At 65.5% G+C, this 15,441-nt stretch carries 15 protein-coding genes; 10 read left to right on the top strand and 5 right to left on the bottom strand.

Annotation, left to right across the window (positions count from 1 at the left end):
• Nucleotides 1-162 precede the first annotated feature (162 nt).
• The 3 genes from J2X19_RS12705 to J2X19_RS12715 all read left to right on the top strand — a co-directional run bounded on the left by J2X19_RS12705 (nucleotide 163) and on the right by J2X19_RS12715 (nucleotide 2,874).
• Entirely contained in the window at nucleotides 163-1,746 is a 1,584-nt protein-coding gene (locus tag J2X19_RS12705) for a hypothetical protein (RefSeq protein WP_310373573.1), read from the top strand.
• A 158-nt stretch (nucleotides 1,747-1,904) separates the two neighbouring features.
• A complete protein-coding gene (gene ppa, locus J2X19_RS12710; protein ID WP_116606177.1) occupies nucleotides 1,905-2,441 on the top strand; it encodes an inorganic diphosphatase in 537 nt (178 codons plus the stop codon).
• A 73-nt stretch (nucleotides 2,442-2,514) separates the two neighbouring features.
• On the top strand, nucleotides 2,515-2,874 hold the full coding sequence (locus tag J2X19_RS12715; RefSeq protein WP_310373577.1) for a translation initiation factor Sui1: 360 nt from the start codon (nucleotides 2,515-2,517) through the stop codon (nucleotides 2,872-2,874).
• On the opposite strand, the gene J2X19_RS12720 is transcribed toward J2X19_RS12715, so the two are convergent.
• Nucleotides 2,871-3,851, bottom strand: coding sequence for a Gfo/Idh/MocA family protein (locus tag J2X19_RS12720; RefSeq protein ID WP_310373579.1), 981 nt, complete (start codon nucleotides 3,849-3,851; stop codon nucleotides 2,871-2,873). The genes J2X19_RS12715 and J2X19_RS12720 overlap by 4 nt on opposite strands.
• Before the next feature lie 24 nt (nucleotides 3,852-3,875).
• On the opposite strand from J2X19_RS12720, the gene J2X19_RS12725 reads away from it, so the two are divergent.
• From J2X19_RS12725 to J2X19_RS12735, 3 genes are all read left to right on the top strand, one after another.
• Complete coding sequence (locus J2X19_RS12725) at nucleotides 3,876-4,085, top strand: DUF3820 family protein (protein ID WP_116606180.1); 210 nt, start codon at nucleotides 3,876-3,878, stop codon at nucleotides 4,083-4,085.
• A gap of 80 nt (nucleotides 4,086-4,165) precedes the next feature.
• Nucleotides 4,166-5,566 carry an oxygenase MpaB family protein gene (locus tag J2X19_RS12730; RefSeq protein ID WP_310373582.1) on the top strand — a complete coding sequence of 467 codons (1,401 nt, stop codon included), beginning with the start codon at nucleotides 4,166-4,168 and terminating at the stop codon, nucleotides 5,564-5,566.
• Between the two features lie 5 nt (nucleotides 5,567-5,571).
• Complete coding sequence (locus tag J2X19_RS12735) at nucleotides 5,572-7,362, top strand: diguanylate cyclase domain-containing protein (protein WP_310373584.1); 1,791 nt, start codon at nucleotides 5,572-5,574, stop codon at nucleotides 7,360-7,362.
• Here the strand turns inward: J2X19_RS12735 and J2X19_RS12740 are convergent, their stop codons facing one another.
• A complete protein-coding gene (locus J2X19_RS12740; protein ID WP_310373586.1) occupies nucleotides 7,363-8,361 on the bottom strand; it encodes an LLM class flavin-dependent oxidoreductase in 999 nt (332 codons plus the stop codon).
• 348 nt (nucleotides 8,362-8,709) lie between these two features.
• Here J2X19_RS12740 and J2X19_RS12745 point away from each other — a divergent pair, with 348 nt between their 5' ends.
• Nucleotides 8,710-9,675 carry a Bug family tripartite tricarboxylate transporter substrate binding protein gene (locus J2X19_RS12745; RefSeq protein ID WP_310373588.1) on the top strand — a complete coding sequence of 322 codons (966 nt, stop codon included), beginning with the start codon at nucleotides 8,710-8,712 and terminating at the stop codon, nucleotides 9,673-9,675.
• A 7-nt stretch (nucleotides 9,676-9,682) separates the two neighbouring features.
• On the opposite strand, the gene J2X19_RS12750 is transcribed toward J2X19_RS12745, so the two are convergent.
• The 3 genes from J2X19_RS12750 to J2X19_RS12760 all read right to left on the bottom strand — a co-directional run bounded on the left by J2X19_RS12750 (nucleotide 9,683) and on the right by J2X19_RS12760 (nucleotide 12,355).
• Nucleotides 9,683-10,096: an RNA-binding S4 domain-containing protein gene (locus J2X19_RS12750; RefSeq protein ID WP_310373590.1), complete on the bottom strand. Its 414-nt coding sequence runs from the start codon at nucleotides 10,094-10,096 to the stop codon at nucleotides 9,683-9,685.
• Nucleotides 10,097-10,247: 151 nt separating this feature from the next.
• Nucleotides 10,248-11,666 carry a sensor histidine kinase gene (locus tag J2X19_RS12755; RefSeq protein ID WP_116606186.1) on the bottom strand — a complete coding sequence of 473 codons (1,419 nt, stop codon included), beginning with the start codon at nucleotides 11,664-11,666 and terminating at the stop codon, nucleotides 10,248-10,250.
• The gene (locus J2X19_RS12760; RefSeq protein WP_116606187.1) at nucleotides 11,663-12,355 is read right to left on the bottom strand and encodes a response regulator transcription factor; all 693 of its coding nucleotides are present in this window, start codon (nucleotides 12,353-12,355) and stop codon (nucleotides 11,663-11,665) included. The genes J2X19_RS12755 and J2X19_RS12760 overlap by 4 nt, the downstream gene beginning before the upstream one ends.
• 99 nt (nucleotides 12,356-12,454) lie before the next feature.
• On the opposite strand from J2X19_RS12760, the gene J2X19_RS12765 reads away from it, so the two are divergent.
• Genes J2X19_RS12765 through J2X19_RS12775 form a run of 3 tightly spaced genes read left to right on the top strand, consistent with a single transcriptional unit; the run spans nucleotide 12,455 to nucleotide 15,427 of the window.
• Nucleotides 12,455-13,414: a Bug family tripartite tricarboxylate transporter substrate binding protein gene (locus J2X19_RS12765; RefSeq protein WP_116606188.1), complete on the top strand. Its 960-nt coding sequence runs from the start codon at nucleotides 12,455-12,457 to the stop codon at nucleotides 13,412-13,414.
• A gap of 16 nt (nucleotides 13,415-13,430) precedes the next feature.
• Nucleotides 13,431-13,925 carry a tripartite tricarboxylate transporter TctB family protein gene (locus tag J2X19_RS12770; protein WP_310373593.1) on the top strand — a complete coding sequence of 165 codons (495 nt, stop codon included), beginning with the start codon at nucleotides 13,431-13,433 and terminating at the stop codon, nucleotides 13,923-13,925.
• Nucleotides 13,925-15,427, top strand: a complete 1,503-nt coding sequence (locus tag J2X19_RS12775; RefSeq protein ID WP_310373594.1) for a tripartite tricarboxylate transporter permease — start codon at nucleotides 13,925-13,927, stop codon at nucleotides 15,425-15,427. Before J2X19_RS12770 ends, J2X19_RS12775 begins: the two co-directional genes overlap by 1 nt.
• Nucleotides 15,428-15,441 lie beyond the last annotated feature (14 nt).

A 15,441-nucleotide genomic window follows, 5' to 3' on the forward strand; every position in this document is an offset into this window, starting at 1 on the left:
TTTGTGTAGCGTACGTAAAGCCTAAGGGATCACCCTACATTCCGCAGCGCACCCCAGATTGCTTTACGAGGGCTCGCCCTGGAGCGCGGCGTAGGTGCAGATTGATCCCCCTGGATGGAGTCCATCCGGGGGCCGTATGGCTTCTTTCAAGGGACTTTTCTTATGGCTAAAAATGCACTGCGATCCTGTCGCATGTGGGGACTGGGTTTGCTCACGGCGGTCAGCTTGCTGGCATGCGGCGGCGGTAGCGGCGGTACGGCCAGTACCCCGCCTCCGGCAACGTCGATGACAGCAGTCTCGGGCAAGGCGCTGGATGAAAGCACCGGCCTGGGGATTGCTGGTGTGACGGTGCGCGTGGGCTCGCTGAGCACCACCACTGCGGCCGATGGCAGCTTCACTTTGTCCGGCGTCACGGCGGGGAGCCGCGTGACCGTGGTGTTCGAGTCCACGGCCTATGCCGAAGGCGCGCGCGTGGCGAACGTGGTGGCCGACACCACCACCGATGTCCAGGCCCGCTTGATCCCGGTAGGCATCAGCACCAATGTAGCTGTCGCTACCGGCGGCTCGGTTACCGTGCCGGGCAGCACGGCCAGCGTCACACTGCCAGCCAATGGCGTGCAGCGCGCCGATGGCAGCATCCCGACCGGCAACATCACCGTGCGGCTGACCGACATCAACCCCGCCGTCGACACGACCCTGATGCCCGGCGACTTCACCGCAGCAGCGGCCGGCGGCGGGACCAACCCGATTGAAAGCTTTGGCGCCATCAGCGTGACCCTGACCGATTCCGCCGGTGTGGCGCTGAACCTGAAGAGCGGCCAGACGGCTACCATCCGCATTCCGGTGTCCTCGCGCAGCAGCAGCGTGCCGGCCAGCATTCCGCTGTTTTACTTCAACACCACGACGGGCCTGTGGCAGCAGGAGGGGGCAGCCACCTTGGTGGGTTCCGGCGCCAGCGCCTACTACGAGGGTACGGTCAGCCACTTCACGGTTTGGAATGCCGACCAGGTCTACAACACCATCATCTACCACGGCTGCATGAAGAATGCGGCTGGTGCGGTGGTGGCGAATGCGCTGGTCACCAGCGACGGTATCGACTACACCGGCACCAGTTCGGTCTATACCGATGCCAATGGCAACTTCAGCTTGCCGATCCGCCGCAGCAGCATCGCCACCATCGTGGGCCTGTCTGCCGGGCGTTTGACGAATACCGTGCGTAACACCCCCAGCGCGGTGGACATCACCGTGACCGATTGCCTGACGCTGGGCTCGACTGGCGCCGGCGTGACCATGAAGCTGACCTGGGGCGCATCGCCGAGCGATCTGGACTCGCACCTGGTCACTCCCAGCGGAGAGCATGTGTATTTCAGCAACGACGGCCTTTTGCTGGCACAGCCTTTCGCCAATCTGGATGTGGATGACACGACCAGCTACGGCCCTGAAGTCGTTACCCTGACCAAACTGATGGTCGGCACCTACAAGTACTCGGTGCACAACTACTCGGGCTATGGAGACGGCCCGATTGCCCAGTCCGGCGCCCGTGTCGAGCTCAACATCCCCGGTCGCAGCCTGCAGCTGATCACACCGCCAACCAGTGGCGAGTCGGCCAGCACCGACTACTGGAACCTGTTCGAGTTCGATGTCAGCGCCACTTGTGTGATCACGGTGCGTTCGGTGGGTACCTACACGGCCAACTTGCCGACGATCCCGGCAAGCAACACGCCGCAGTACTGCACGGCACCGTAATAGGGACGGGGCCCAGGCCCTGGTAACAGGCGACACGGCATGCAAGTGCCGTGTCGCCTTTTCCGTTTCAACCCCGGCCGTCAGGCCGGCGTCACCGGGCTGAGGCAAAATCACGGCCCAGCAAGCAAGCTTTTTAACTTCAACTTCCATAGACAACCATGTCCCTGAACAACGTACCCCCAGGCAAGAACGCCCCCGATGCCTTCAACGTCGTGATCGAAATCCCGATGAACGCCGACCCGATCAAGTACGAAGTGGACAAAGAATCCGGCGCGATCTTTGTTGACCGCTTCATGACCACGGCCATGCATTACCCAACCAACTACGGTTATGTGCCGCAGACCCTGAGCGGCGACGGCGACCCGGTGGACGTGCTGGTGATCACCCCGTACCCGCTGTTCCCCGGCGTGGTGGTGACCTGCCGCCCCATCGGCATCCTGATGATGGAAGACGAAGCCGGCGTGGACGGCAAGGTGCTGGCCGTGCCTACCGACAAGATCCTGCCGATCTACACCCATTGGCAAAAAATCGAAGACGTGAACCAGATGCGCCTGAAGGCCATCAGCCACTTCTTCGAACACTACAAAGACCTGGAAAAGGGCAAGTGGGTCAAGGTCATTGGCTGGGAAGGCATTGACGCAGCCAAGAAGGAAATTACCGACGGCATGGCCAACTACAAAAAGTCGTTGGCCTAAGCGGGTTTAAGCCAAATCGGCACCTAGCGCAGATTCCACCTGCGCTAGGTGCTATTTTTTTGATAGTACTTCTATGAAAAGCAAACCTAGCAGCGGTGGCCTGGTGTATTCCACCGAAACCGGCCGCATGTGCCCGGTCTGCCGCAAGCCGGTGGCGGACTGCATCTGCGGCCAGAAGCCGCTGCCCAAGACCGACGGCATCGTGCGCGTGTCGCGCGAAACCAAGGGCCGGGCCGGCAAGGGCGTAACCCTGGTGAAGGGCGTACCGCTGGACCTGGCGGGTTTGACCGCGCTGGGCAAGCAGCTGAAAGCCGCCTGCGGCAGCGGTGGCACGGTGAAAGACGGCGTGATCGAAGTGCAGGGCGACCATTGCGACACGGTGATCGCGCTGCTGCAGAAGCAGGGCTACACGGTCAAGCGCGCTGGCGGTTAGCCCGCCAGGATTTGCTCCATCACCCAGGTCGCGCGCTGCGCGGTCTGGCCCGTCGATGGGTGGGTGAGGAGTCCGTTTACATGCTTTTGCATGTTCTCGATGTGGAACAACTGGATGTTTTCCGGGTGCGCGATCTCCAGGCTCTGCGTGCCATCCGGGGTTTGCAGCTGCACCGGCTGCTCGCCGAAGACTGAAAACCGGATTTGCCCCAGGCTGCCGTGGACCAGCACCTCGTCCAGCGCACTGGCCGCGCCAAAGTTCCAGTAGCCCGAACCCATTGCTCCGCTGGCAAACTGCCAGACGCCGCTGACCGCATCTGCCGCGGCGTACAGGCCTTGCTGGTTGCTGGCGATGCCCTTGGCCTGGCAGATGTCGCCCAGCAGATGGCCCATCAGGTCCAGGCCATGGCTGGCCAGGTCGTCAAAATAGCCGCCGCCGGCCACTTTCGGATCGGTACGCCAGTGGGCAGTTTGGGTCAGGTCAGCCGTATTCGGCTTGCGGCTGAATGCCCAGTGGATATGCCGCACCGTGCCAATCGCGCCCTGGTCCAACCACTGCTTGACCTGCGCAAAGCGCGGCAGCGAGCGCCGGTAGTAAGACACGAACAAGGGCAGGCCGACAGCCTCGAAGGCGGCCACCATCTCCAGGCATTCGCGGTGGCTGGGCGCCATGGGCTTTTCCACGCAGCAGATCTTGCCGGCGGCGGCGACCTTCAGTGCGTAGAAGTGGTGGCTGTCGGGTGGGGTGGCGATGTAGACGGCGTTGACCTCGGGGTCGTGGATCAGCGCGTCGGCGTCGGCCGTCCAGCGCGGCACGCCATGGCGCTCGGCATAGGACTGGGCCAGTGCGGCATTGCGGCGCATCACCGCGACCAGGCGCGAGTCCGCAACCTTGTTGAAAGCCGGGCCGCTTTTGCGTTCGGTGACGGCGCCGCAGCCGATGATGCCCCAGGCCAGTGGGGTGGTGGTTTGGTGCATGGTGCCAGTGTAAAGTCGCCGCCCATGGACTCCGAACAACTCCAACGCCTGGTCACCGTGCAAATGCCCTTCGGCAAGCACCAGGGCACCCTGATTGCCGACCTGCCGGGCAACTACCTCAACTGGTTTGCGCGCGAAGGCTTTCCGCCTGGCGACATCGGTCGCCTGCTGGCGCTGATGCACGAGATCGACCACAACGGCTTGTCGGACCTGCTGAGGCCCTTGCGCCAATAGCTGTGTACCGGCTTTGTATGGAGTGTCGTATGGAGCCCCTAGAATGCGGGGCTACCCGACCGCCTTACAGGACTCTGCACTTGCACCCTGATACCGCCAAGCCTTCCTTCCAAGCCGATCCTTTGGCCGACACCACGATTGCCGGCATCGTGGGACCATGGCCTTCGGTACCCGACACCGCCAGCGCCAGCGCACGCACCCTGGCCCAGGCCGACCAGTGGCTGCGCATCGCGCAGGTGAACCGGCTCATCGGCCAGTGGCAGAGCAATGCCCAGTTGCCGGGCTGGCAAGCGCCGCCCGACACCCCGCCCGAAATCTCCGCTGCCCTGCAAAGCTATCTGCAGGCCGCCCAGGTGCTGCCCGACTGGGCCGAGCCCGCAAAAATCCAGCGCGCCGAAGTCCTGTTCATGGACTTTGGCGCCTTGTCCTGCGTGCTGCTGTTCTGCTCCAGCCTGCCCGAATGCTATGTGGTGCCCGACCTGGCGGCCGTGCTGCAGGACACCGGCCAACTGGTGCAGCGCACCGACTACCGGATCCGCGCCACTGCGGCCATGGTGTTCCCGGTGATGCTGCACGGTGGGTTGACCGATGCCAGCGGCGCCGGCGTAGCCCAGGTGCTCAAGGTGCGCCTGATCCATGCGATGGTGCGGCATCTGATCCTGCGCGGCAGCCCGACCGAAGCCATGCAAGCCGATGCCGCCCCCGTGCCCGCGCTGGCCGACAGCTCCCAGGACATGTACCAGGCCTTGTTCGCGCGTGGATGGAACACCCGCGACGACGGCCTGCCCTGCAACCAGCAGGAACTGGCCTATACCTTGCTCACCTTTGGCTATGTTTTTTTACGCAGCTTGCGCCGCCTCGGCCTGGCCTTGCCCGCTGCGGACGAGGAAGCCTATCTGCACGCCTGGAACGTGGTCGGCCATGTGCTCGGCATCGAGCGCAGCCTGATGGCCGACACCATGGCCCAGGCCGAGGCCTTGTTCACCCGCTTCCAGGCCGATGGCCAGGCCCACCCGGTCACGCCCGACCCGCGGCCGCCGCTGGCCCTGGCTTTGATGAATGTGATGGAGCAGGTGATTCCCTGGCGGCTGGTGAAGCCGTTCCCGGTGCTGATCACCGGCTACCTGTGCGGCGGTGCGACCATGCGGGCGCTGGGCCTGACCGGGCCGGTGGCCTGGTTGTCGCGCATGGCGTTTACGCTGTGCATGGCCTTGGTGCGCGGCATCGACACGGTGGTGCGCTGGGTGGTCCCCGGGTTTTCGATCTCGCGCTTCATCACCCGCATCCTCGGCTACCAGTTCATGGCCCAACTGCTGATGGACCAGACCCGGCCGCTGAAGCTGCCGCAGCGCCTGCTCGACCAGGTCGGCGGCGTGATGGAGCAATGGAGCGACGACCCCAAGGCGCCGCGCTGGATGAACCGCCTGGAAGACCGCATGACCGTGCGCGGCAGCTGGCGCAAGTCCTCACGCGCAGCCTGATTCCCATGCAGCGATTGGCCTCCATGTTCCTGCTCCGCCGGCTGGCCCGTCTGCTCGGCCGCTGGGCGCTGGGCTGGCTGGTGGCCGTGCCGCTGCTGGGACTGGCCGCACCCCTGGTGGTGCACGAGGACACGCCGCAGCTCGATCTGTGGCCGTCCGTCAGCATCCTGCCCGACCCGGGCCGCCAGCTGGACATTGCGCAAATACTCCAGCAGGCCGCGCAGTTTGAGCCGCCCCGCGGCGCCCATTCCACCCTGGGCCTGCGGCCCGAGCCGGTGTGGCTGCGGGTGCCGTTCAGCGTGGATGCCAGCGCCGGCCTGCAGCGGGTGCTGGACATCGACTACCCGGTGCTGAACCGCATCGACGCCTACCTGGTGCGTGGCGGCCAGATCGAACAACAGGCGCTGATGGGCAATCTGCAGATGGACCCCGAGCATCCACGCGCCTCGCGTTCGCACAGCATGATCGTGCAGCTGCAGCCCGGCCAGAGCTATACGCTGCTGCTGCGCATTGAAACCACCGGCGCCATGGTGGTGCCCATCACCTTGAGCACGCCAGCGGCGTTTCTGGTCCAGGCGCTGCGCGAACAGATGCTGCAGGGGCTGATGATCGGCTTGTCGCTGTGCCTGCTGGCCTACAGCCTGACGCACTGGCTGGGCTTGCGCGATCTGGTGTTCATGAAATACGCCTTGATCGTGGGTGGAGGCCTGCTGTTCTCGCTGCTGCAGTTCGGCATTGGTGCGCAGTACCTGTGGCCTGGCAACCACTGGATGGAGCTGCACCTGGCGCCGCTGGCCGCGCTGATGTCCAGCTGCGGCTTCTTCCTGTTCTTCGAGCATGTGCTGCTGGGGCCGGACAGCCACCGCTTTTTCAGCCGCGTGATGAAGGGCGGCGCGATGCTGACCGTGGTGGTAGCGCTGGTATTTGCGGCCGATGGCCTGACCACCCGCGCCGTCAGCGCCATCATCGGCGTGCTGGGCTTGACGCCCACCTTGCTGGCCTTGCCGGGGGCGATCCGCCGGGTGCGGCAGGGGGATTCGATGGGCATCTACATCCTGCTCGGGGCCTTGCTGTACTTCTCGGCGGCCGCCACCATGACGGGCGTGATCTTCGGCCGCATCCCGATGAATGGCTGGACCCAGCATTCTGTGCAGTTGGCCACGCTGCTCGACACCATGCTGCTGATGCGCTTGCTCAGCCTGCGTTCCACTGCGGTGCAGCACGCAGCCAAGCGGGCCAACCAGGAGCGCGACGCCATGCACTCCCTGGCCCATACCGATCCGCTGACCGGCCTGCCGAACCGGCGCGGCCTCAGTGCCGCGCTGACCGCGGCCCTGCCACACTGCACCATCGACAACCTCGTGGCCATCTTTGTGTTGGACCTGGACGGCTTTAAACCTGTCAACGACCGCCATGGCCATGATGTGGGTGACGAGCTGCTGATCGCCGTGGCCGATCGGCTGCAGCAGCTGATGCGGCATAACGACGTGGTGGCGCGGATGGGCGGTGACGAGTTTGTGGTCATGGCCGGTGGCCTGCTCCGCGACGAGCAGGCGCAGGAGCTGGGCCAGGAACTGCTGGATGCGTTCCGCGAGCCGTTCCAGCTGCGCGAGCAGCGCTGCCTGGTCGGCATGACCATAGGCTACGCGCTGGCTCCACACGACGGCAGCGACGCGCTGACCCTGATCAAACGCGCCGACGCTGCCATGTACCTGGGCAAGCAGGAGGGCAAGCACTGCCTGCGCCGAACCGATGCCGAGCCTACCGCGCCCGGCTTGCTGGAAGCCCTGGCCTGATCAGCGGCGCTGCAGGTCGGCGCGCAGTTCCGCCGTGATCTGGTAGGAGCGCAGCCGGGCCGCGTGGTCGTAGATCTGCGAGGTCAGCATCAGCTCGTCGGCTCCGGTTTGGTCCAGAAATGTCTGCAGGGCCCGGCGCACGGTGTCGGGCGAGCCGACTGCTGCACACGACAAGGCCTGCTCGATCATGGACCGCTCGGGCGGCTGCAGGCGCTCCGCATAGCCGTCCACCGGCGGCTGCAGCATCGACGGCCGGCCGCTGCGCAGGTTCACAAATGCCTGCTGCAGCGAGCTGAACAGAAACTGCCCGGCCGCATCCGTCTCCGCCGCAAACACATTGAAGCCCAGCATCACATAGGGTTTGGCCAGCTGGGCCGAAGGCTTGAAGCGCGCGCGGTAGATGGCGATGGCCGACAGCAGCTGCGCCGGCGCGAAGTGCGAGGCAAACGCGTAGGGCAGGCCTAACTCGGCCGCCAGCTGGGCACCAAAAGTGCTGGAGCCCAAGATCCACAGCGGCACATCCAGCCCGGCGCCGGGCACGGCGCGCAGGGTCTGGCCGGGCTGCACCGGCGCGAAGTAATGCTGCAGCTCCACCACGTCCTGCGGGAACTGGTCGGAGTCCGACTGCAGGTCGCGCCGCAATGCACGCGCCGTGGCCTGGTCGGAGCCGGGGGCGCGGCCCAGGCCCAGGTCGATGCGGCCCGGGAACAGCGATTCCAGCGTGCCGAACTGTTCGGCAATCACCATCGGCGAATGGTTGGGCAGCATCACGCCGCCCGCACCTACGCGGATCGTCCGCGTGCCGGCCGCCACATGGCCTATGACCACGGCGGTGGCCGCGCTGGCAATGCCGCGCATGCCATGGTGCTCGGCCAGCCAGTAGCGCTGGTAGCCCCAGCGTTCGGCGTGCTGCGCCAGGTCCAGGGTGTTGCGGAACGAGTCGGCTGCGGTGCCGCCTTCGGTGATGGGGGCGAGGTCTAGAACGGATAAAGGGATCATGCTGGAATAGGCTCACCCCCAGGCTCCAGTGCTGCGCACTGATCCCCCACCCCCTTGCAGGGGGCAACACCAGCAGCCTGGCAAAGCCAGTTCTGCGGTGTTTCTGGAAGGGCGTGCGTGGTGTCTGAAGCCTGGTCGAGGGTGCTTATAAAAATTTATATAAAAAACGGCCGTAGCGCTTATTTAATCAGCGCAAGCAGCTACTAAAGTGATAGCTATTTGCTGCCACGGTGTGCCAGCGTAGCAGCTGTCTGCGGGCGGGCGCTGGCGGGTTCGGGGTTCCGGCATCCGGGCTGTGGTTATTCGGCGGGCGAGAATCCAGTCTTTTCAAAAATGGCGCAAATACCCATGCAACGACGTACTGCAACCCTGGTTTCCTTGTGGGCCTTGGCCGGACTGGCCGCTCCCGCCTGGGCCGAGCCGGCCTGGCCGACCAAGCCGGTGCGCATCCTGGTGGGCTTTGCCGGCGGCTCGTCGCCCGATATTTCGGCCCGTACTCTGGCCGATGCGCTGGGCAAGGTGCTGGGCCAGCCGGTGATCGTGGAGAACAAACCCGGCGCTTCCGGCAATATCGCCGCCGATGCCGTGGCCAAGGCCACGGATGACCACACCCTGGGCGTCGTTATCAACGGCAACCTGACCTCGGCCAAGCTGCTCTATCCGCAGCTGCCCTATGACCCGGCCAAGGACTTCTGCTATCTGTCGCTGCTGACCACCGCGCCCTTGGTGCTGGTGGCGCCGGCCAGCCTGCCGGGTGGGGCTGCGTTCTTCGAGGCCGCGCGCCAGGGCGGCGCCAGCTGGAACTACGGCTCCCCCGGCAACGGCACGGTCGCGCATCTGGGGCTGGAGCTGTTGGCCGCCAAGGTGCCGGGCATGGCGCCGCTGCACATCCCGTTCCAGGGCAATCCGCAGGCGGTGACGGCGCTGCTGGGCGGGCAGATCCAGATGGCCTTGCTGCCGCCTGGTCTGGCCATGCCGCAGGTCAAATCCGGCAAACTGCGCGCCATCGGCCTGGCCGGCGGCCGCAGCGCGCTGGTGCCCGACGTGCCGTCGCTGGCCGAAGCCGGGGTGCGCGACTTCAACCTCGAGGTGTGGAACGCCTTGGTCGGCCCGGCGAACCTGTCCAAGGCCGCGCAGGCCCGGCTGGCCACCGAGGTTGCCAAAATCTACCGCGACCCCGAGGTCCGCGCCAAGCTGTTCCACCAGGGCTGGCAGGCGGTGGGCACCTCGCCGGCGGGGCTTCAACGCCGGGTGCAGGAGGAGATGGGCCTGATGCGCGGGCTGATCGGCCAGAAGGGGATTCGGCTGGAGTGAGGCGGCGCTAGTCGTCTACCGAAGCGCTCCAGCGGTCGCCCCAGCCCTGGCCGACCTGGTCCAGGTCGCGCCGCTGGCGCTTGGTGGGGCGGCCGTGGTCCAGGCTGTGGGCGGGCTCGGGGGCCAGCCGGCGCTGCTCGGCGGCGGCGGTGCGGGCCTGCAGGCTCTCGGGGGTTTCGCTGTACAGGGCCTGGGCTACTGGCGCCGGGCCGCGGGCCTGGCTGATGCCGACCACCACGACGGTGCGCACCACCGGGCCGCTGCGCAGTGTGACGTGGTCGCCAGCCTTGATTTCGCGTGCCGGCTTCACGTCCTGGCCGCCCACCTGCACCCGGCCCTTGTTGACCTCTTCGGTGGCCAGGCTGCGGGTCTTGTAGAAGCGCGCCGCCCACAGCCACTTGTCTATACGTAATTTTTCCATAGTAATGACGCTCACCCCCAGGCTACAGTGCTGCGCACTTTCCGCCAACCCCCTTGCAGGGGGCAACACCTGCAGCCTGGCAAAGCCAGTTCTGCGGTGTTTCTGGAAGGCGTGCGTTCCGCCTGAAGCTGGGTGAGGTGTTTATCCATGGTCAGGTATTCTGAACCAGCGGCAGGCGCACCGTGGCATTCAGCCCGACGCGGTGGCCCTGCAGCTCGCGGTTCACCAGCGCGATCTGGCCGCCCAGGGCTTGCACGATCTCGTGGCAGATGGCCAGGCCCATGCCCGAGCCGTGGTGCACATCGCCGGCCGAAAACGGCTGGTACAGGCGCTGGGCCAGCTCGGCGCTGATGCCCGGGCCGCTGTCGGCAATGCACAGGCTGGCCTGCGCGCCGTCGGCCACCAGCTGTACCTCCAGCACGCTGCCTGCCGGGGTTTGCTTGATGGCGTTGTGCAGCAGGTTGCGCGCCAGCTCGCGCAGCATCCAGTCGTGGGCCAGCACCGGGGTGGGTGTGGTGTGGATGGCGAAGTCGATGTCCTTGTCGGCCAGTAGCGGCGACAGGTCGAGTGCCACCGCACGCACCACCTCCGACCAGTCGCGCACGCTGGCATTGGCCTGCTGCCGTAGCTGCTCGACCTTGGCCAGGGCCAGCATCTGGTTGGCCAGGGTGGTGGCGCGGTCGACGGTGGCGTTGATTTCCAGCAGCGCCTGGCGCGGCTCTACGTCGTTGCGCAGCGCCGACTGGACCTGGGTCTTCAGCACCGCCAGCGGGGTGCGCAGCTGGTGCGAGGCATCGCGCACAAAGCGCTTCTGGTGGTCCAGCAGGTGCTGCAGCCGGTCCATCACCTGGTTGGTGGCGTCGACCAGCGGGCGCAGTTCGCGCGGTGCGTCGGGCGCGCTCAAGTGGGTCAGGTCGCCCTCGGGCCGGGTCTGCAGCAGGTCGCTGAGCTTGCGCACCGGCCGGGTGGCGCGCTGCACCACCAGCACCACCACCAGTGCGATCAAGGCGATCAGCGCGGCCTGGTGCCACAGGGTGTCGAGCAGGATCTGCCGCGCCAGGGTGTGGCGTAGCTCCAGGGTTTCGGCCACCTGGATCACGGCCATGGCGCGGCCGGTATCGCTGGCCACGGGCTGCAGCAGCACGGCCACGCGCACCGGCTCCACGCCGACGGTATCGTCGTAGAAGTCGACCAGGGCCGAGTAGGTGGTGCGGTTGGGGATGGTGCCGTGCCAGAACGGCAGCTCGGCAAAGCCGGACACCATCTCGCCGCCCAGGCTGGAGACGCGGTAGAAGATATTGCTCTTGTTGTCGGCCTCGAAGGCCTCCAGTGCCGAGTAGGGCACGGTTGAGCGCAGCACCGATTTGTCGTCATAGCCGTCCACGTCCAGCTGTTCGCCAATCGACTTGGCCGAGGCCAGCAGGGTGCGGTCGTAGGCGATGTTGATGGCGGCCAGGGTCTGCCGGTACTGGTTCACCGAGTTGACGGCCACCACCGCCAGCACCGGCAGCAAGATGCCCAGCAGCAAGGTGCTGCGCAGCGAGCGGGCGGGGCGGGCGGGCCAGTTCATGCACTGGCTTTCAGCAGGTAGCCGAGTCCGCGCAGGGTCATCAGCTGCACGCCGGTGTGGTTGAGCTTTTTGCGCAGCCGGTAGGCGATGACTTCAATCGCCTCGAACTGCACTTCCTGGGCGCCGGGGAACACCAGCTCGAACAAGCGCTCCTTGGTGACCGCATGGCCGGGCTGGGCCAGCAGCGGCCGTAAGAGCGCCAGTTCACGCGGGCTGAGTTCCATCACCTGGTCCAGGTGGTAGACCGCGCCACTCTCTTTTTCATAGCGCAAGCTGCCGACGGTGATTGCGCTGGGGGCCGATTTGTCTTCAAGGTCGGCATTGCTGTCGGCGCTGCGCCGGGCCAGGGCGCGGAGCCGGGCTTCGAGCTCTTCCAGGTCGAAAGGCTTGGGCAGGTAGTCGTCGGCGCCGGCGTTCAGGCCCAGCACCCGGTCGCCCACGGTGCCACGCGCGGTGAGTATCAGCACCGGGGTGCGCAGGCCTTCCTTGCGGGCGGCGGCCAGTACCTGCAGGCCGTCCATGCCGGGCAGGGTCAGGTCGAGCAGCACCACATCGGGTGGGTTGCCCAGCCACAGATCGAGCGCCACCCGGCCATCGCCGCAGGCTTGCACGCGGATGCCGCGCCGGCTCAGAGCCCGCTGCAGCGTGGTCTGCATGGCCGGATCGTCTTCAACAAGAAGCAGTTTCATAACCCCCGACATTAGCATTTCCCCTAGTACATTCCGACAGCGAACTGACAGGCAAGCGATGCATGATCGGCAGGTTCGTCCATTCCTCAGGAGACAGTTATGCGTCGTGATGCTTTTTTGAAGTCCTTGGCCGTGTTGGCCGCTGCCGGAACCCTGCCCATGGCAGCCCGTGCCAGCACCAATATCAAGATGATGATTCCGGCCAACCCCGGCGGCGGCTGGGACACCACCGGCCGTGCCCTGGGCAAGGCCATGACCGATGCCAAGGTGGTTGACACCGTCAGCTTCGACAACAAGGGCGGCGCCGCCGGTGCCTTGGGCCTGGCCCAGTTCGTCAACGGCAGCAAGGGCGACCCGAACGCCATCATGGTGATGGGCGCGGTCATGCTGGGCGGCATCATCACCGGCAAACCGCCGGTCAGCCTGTCGCAGGCCACGCCGCTGGCGCGCCTGACCACCGAGTACAACGTGTTCGTGCTGCCGGCCAACTCGCAGTTCAAGAACATGAAGGAAGTGGTTGAGCAGCTGAAGAAAGACCCCGGCAGCATCAAGTGGGGCGGCGGTTCGCGCGGCTCCACCGAGCACATTGCCGCGGCCATGATTGCCCGCGATGCCGGCGTTGACCCCTCCAAGATCAACTACGTGGCCTTCCGTGGGGGCGGTGAAGCCACTGCGGCCATCCTGGGCGGCAACGTCACGGTGGGCGGCAGCGGCCTGAGCGAGTTCTCCGAATACATCAAGACCGGCAAGATGAAGGCGCTGGCCGTCACGTCGGGTACCCGTATGAAGGGCGTCGACATCCCGACCCTGAAAGAGCAGGGCATCAACGTGGAAATCGGCAACTGGCGCGGCGTGTATGGCGCGGGCGGCATCACCCCCGAGCAGCGCAAGACGCTGACCGAGTTGGTCATCAAGGCCACCAAGTCCAAAGCCTGGGCCGAAGCAGTCGAGAAGAACAACTGGACGCCCGCCGTGATCTCCGGCGCCGAGTTCGAGAAGTTCGTCGACGACGACTTCGCCAGCCTGCGCGCCACCATGGTCAAGTCGGGCATGGTGTAAGGCGATGGCTCAGTCTATGAAAACCTCCCAGACCCTGATCGGTCTGGGCACCGTGGCCGTGGGTGTGGCAATGGCTGTGGGCGCCCTGGACATCAAGTCCGATGCGGGCTACTCCGGCGTTGGCCCCAACTTCCTGCCCTGGGTGGTGGCGGTGGCGCTGATGCTGTTCGGCGCGCTGCTGGTGTGGGAGTCGCAGTCCGGCGGCTTCCGTTTCATGGAAGAGCCGTCCGGCGGGGAGCGGGCCGACTGGCCCGCCTTCATATGGGTGTCGGTGGGCATCTTGCTCAACGCCGCCTTGATCACCACCATCGGCTTCATCTTGAGCTGCACCCTGTGCTTTGTGCTGGCGGTGCGCGGCTTTAAGTCGGCCGAAGGCCGGCTCGACATGAGCCTGCGCTCCTGGATGGTGGATGCGGCGGTGGGCTTTGCGATTGCCGCACCGGTCTACTGGATGTTTACGCAACTGCTGGCCATCAATTTGCCTGGCTTGACGCAGACGGGATGGTTGTAATGGATATTTGGAACAATTTATTGCAGGGCTTCATCACGGCGGGTACGCCGGTGAACCTGCTGTGGGCGCTGGTGGGTTGCACTCTGGGCACGGCCATCGGCGTGCTGCCCGGTATCGGCCCGGCCACTGCGGTGGCGATGCTGCTGCCGATCACCGTGAAGGTCGAGGCCACGGCCTCGATGATCTTCTTTGCCGGCATTTACTACGGCGCGATGTACGGTGGCTCCACCACCTCCATCCTGCTGAACACGCCGGGTGAATCGGGCTCCATGGTCACCGCCATGGAAGGCAACAAGATGGCCAAGAACGGCCGAGCCGGCGCCGCCCTGGCGACGGCCGCCATCGGCTCGTTTGTGGCTGGCACCATCGCTACCGTGCTGGTCACGCTGTTTGCGCCGCTGGTGGCTACCTATGCGATCCGCCTGGGCCCGCCCGAATACTTCATGCTGATGTTGCTGGCCTTCACCACGGTGAGCGCGGTGCTGGGCAAGAGCACGGTGCGCGGCCTGACCTCGCTGTTCATCGGCTTGGCCATGGGCCTGGTCGGACTGGACCAGCTGACCGGCTCGGCGCGCTACACCGGCGGTGTCTCGGAGCTGATGGACGGCCTGGAAGTGGTGTTGATTGCCGTCGGCTTGTTTGCCGTCAGCGAAGCCTTGTACAACGTGATGTACGAGGGCCGCACGGTAGAGACTGCGAATCCCATGAGCAAGGTCCACATGACCAAGAGCGAGTGGAAGCGCTCTTGGCCCGCCTGGCTGCGCGCCACCGCCATCGGCTTCCCGTTCGGCACGATTCCGGCCGGCGGCAGCGAGATCCCGACCTTCCTCAGCTACGCAGTCGAGAAGAAGATCTCCAAGAACAAGGAAGAGTTCGGTACCACCGGCGCCATCGAAGGCGTGGCCGGCCCCGAAGCTGCCAACAACGCGGCCATCACCGCCACGCTGATCCCGCTGCTGACCCTGGGCATCCCCACCTCGAACACCGCGGCGATTCTGCTTGGCGCGTTCCAGAACTACGGTATCCAGCCCGGTCCGCAGCTGTTCGACACCAATGCCAACCTGGTCTGGGCGCTGATCGCTTCGCTGTACATCGGCAACGTGATGCTGCTGGTGCTGAACCTGCCCATGGTCGGCCTGTGGGTCAAGCTGCTGAAGATTCCCAAGCCCCAGCTGTACGCCGGCATCCTGATTTTTGCCACTGTCGGTGTCTATGGCATGCGCCAAAGCGCGTTTGACTTGGTGCTGCTGTACGGCATCGGCCTGCTGGGTGTGGTGATGCGGCGCTTCGACTTCCCGACCGCACCGGTGGTGGTCGGCATGATCCTCGGCCCGTTGGCCGAAGCCCAGATGCGCAATGCGCTGTCGATCGGCGAAGGCAAGTGGACCATCTTCCTGGAACGCCCGATGTCGCTGACCCTGCTGATCGTGGTGCTGTCGGTGCTGTTCTTGCCGCGGCTGCTGAAGATACTGACCGCCAAGAAAGCCATCGTGCTGAACTAAGCCCTGATCGGCGA

It is taken from the genome of Rhodoferax ferrireducens, from assembly GCF_031458075.1.
Classification (GTDB): Bacteria; Pseudomonadota; Gammaproteobacteria; order Burkholderiales; family Burkholderiaceae_C; genus Rhodoferax_B; species Rhodoferax_B ferrireducens_A.

Coding starts and splice junctions, on each gene's coding strand:
- J2X19_RS12705 (WP_310373573.1), top strand. CDS start 163: ATGGCTAAAAATGCACTGCGATCCTGTCGCATGTGGGGACTGGGTTTG.
- ppa (WP_116606177.1), top strand. CDS start 1,905: ATGTCCCTGAACAACGTACCCCCAGGCAAGAACGCCCCCGATGCCTTC.
- J2X19_RS12715 (WP_310373577.1), top strand. CDS start 2,515: ATGAAAAGCAAACCTAGCAGCGGTGGCCTGGTGTATTCCACCGAAACC.
- J2X19_RS12720 (WP_310373579.1), bottom strand. CDS start 3,851: ATGCACCAAACCACCACCCCACTGGCCTGGGGCATCATCGGCTGCGGC.
- J2X19_RS12725 (WP_116606180.1), top strand. CDS start 3,876: ATGGACTCCGAACAACTCCAACGCCTGGTCACCGTGCAAATGCCCTTC.
- J2X19_RS12735 (WP_310373584.1), top strand. CDS start 5,572: ATGCAGCGATTGGCCTCCATGTTCCTGCTCCGCCGGCTGGCCCGTCTG.
- J2X19_RS12740 (WP_310373586.1), bottom strand. CDS start 8,361: ATGATCCCTTTATCCGTTCTAGACCTCGCCCCCATCACCGAAGGCGGC.
- J2X19_RS12745 (WP_310373588.1), top strand. CDS start 8,710: ATGCAACGACGTACTGCAACCCTGGTTTCCTTGTGGGCCTTGGCCGGA.
- J2X19_RS12750 (WP_310373590.1), bottom strand. CDS start 10,096: ATGGAAAAATTACGTATAGACAAGTGGCTGTGGGCGGCGCGCTTCTAC.
- J2X19_RS12755 (WP_116606186.1), bottom strand. CDS start 11,666: ATGAACTGGCCCGCCCGCCCCGCCCGCTCGCTGCGCAGCACCTTGCTG.
- J2X19_RS12760 (WP_116606187.1), bottom strand. CDS start 12,355: ATGAAACTGCTTCTTGTTGAAGACGATCCGGCCATGCAGACCACGCTG.
- J2X19_RS12765 (WP_116606188.1), top strand. CDS start 12,455: ATGCGTCGTGATGCTTTTTTGAAGTCCTTGGCCGTGTTGGCCGCTGCC.
- J2X19_RS12770 (WP_310373593.1), top strand. CDS start 13,431: ATGAAAACCTCCCAGACCCTGATCGGTCTGGGCACCGTGGCCGTGGGT.
- J2X19_RS12775 (WP_310373594.1), top strand. CDS start 13,925: ATGGATATTTGGAACAATTTATTGCAGGGCTTCATCACGGCGGGTACG.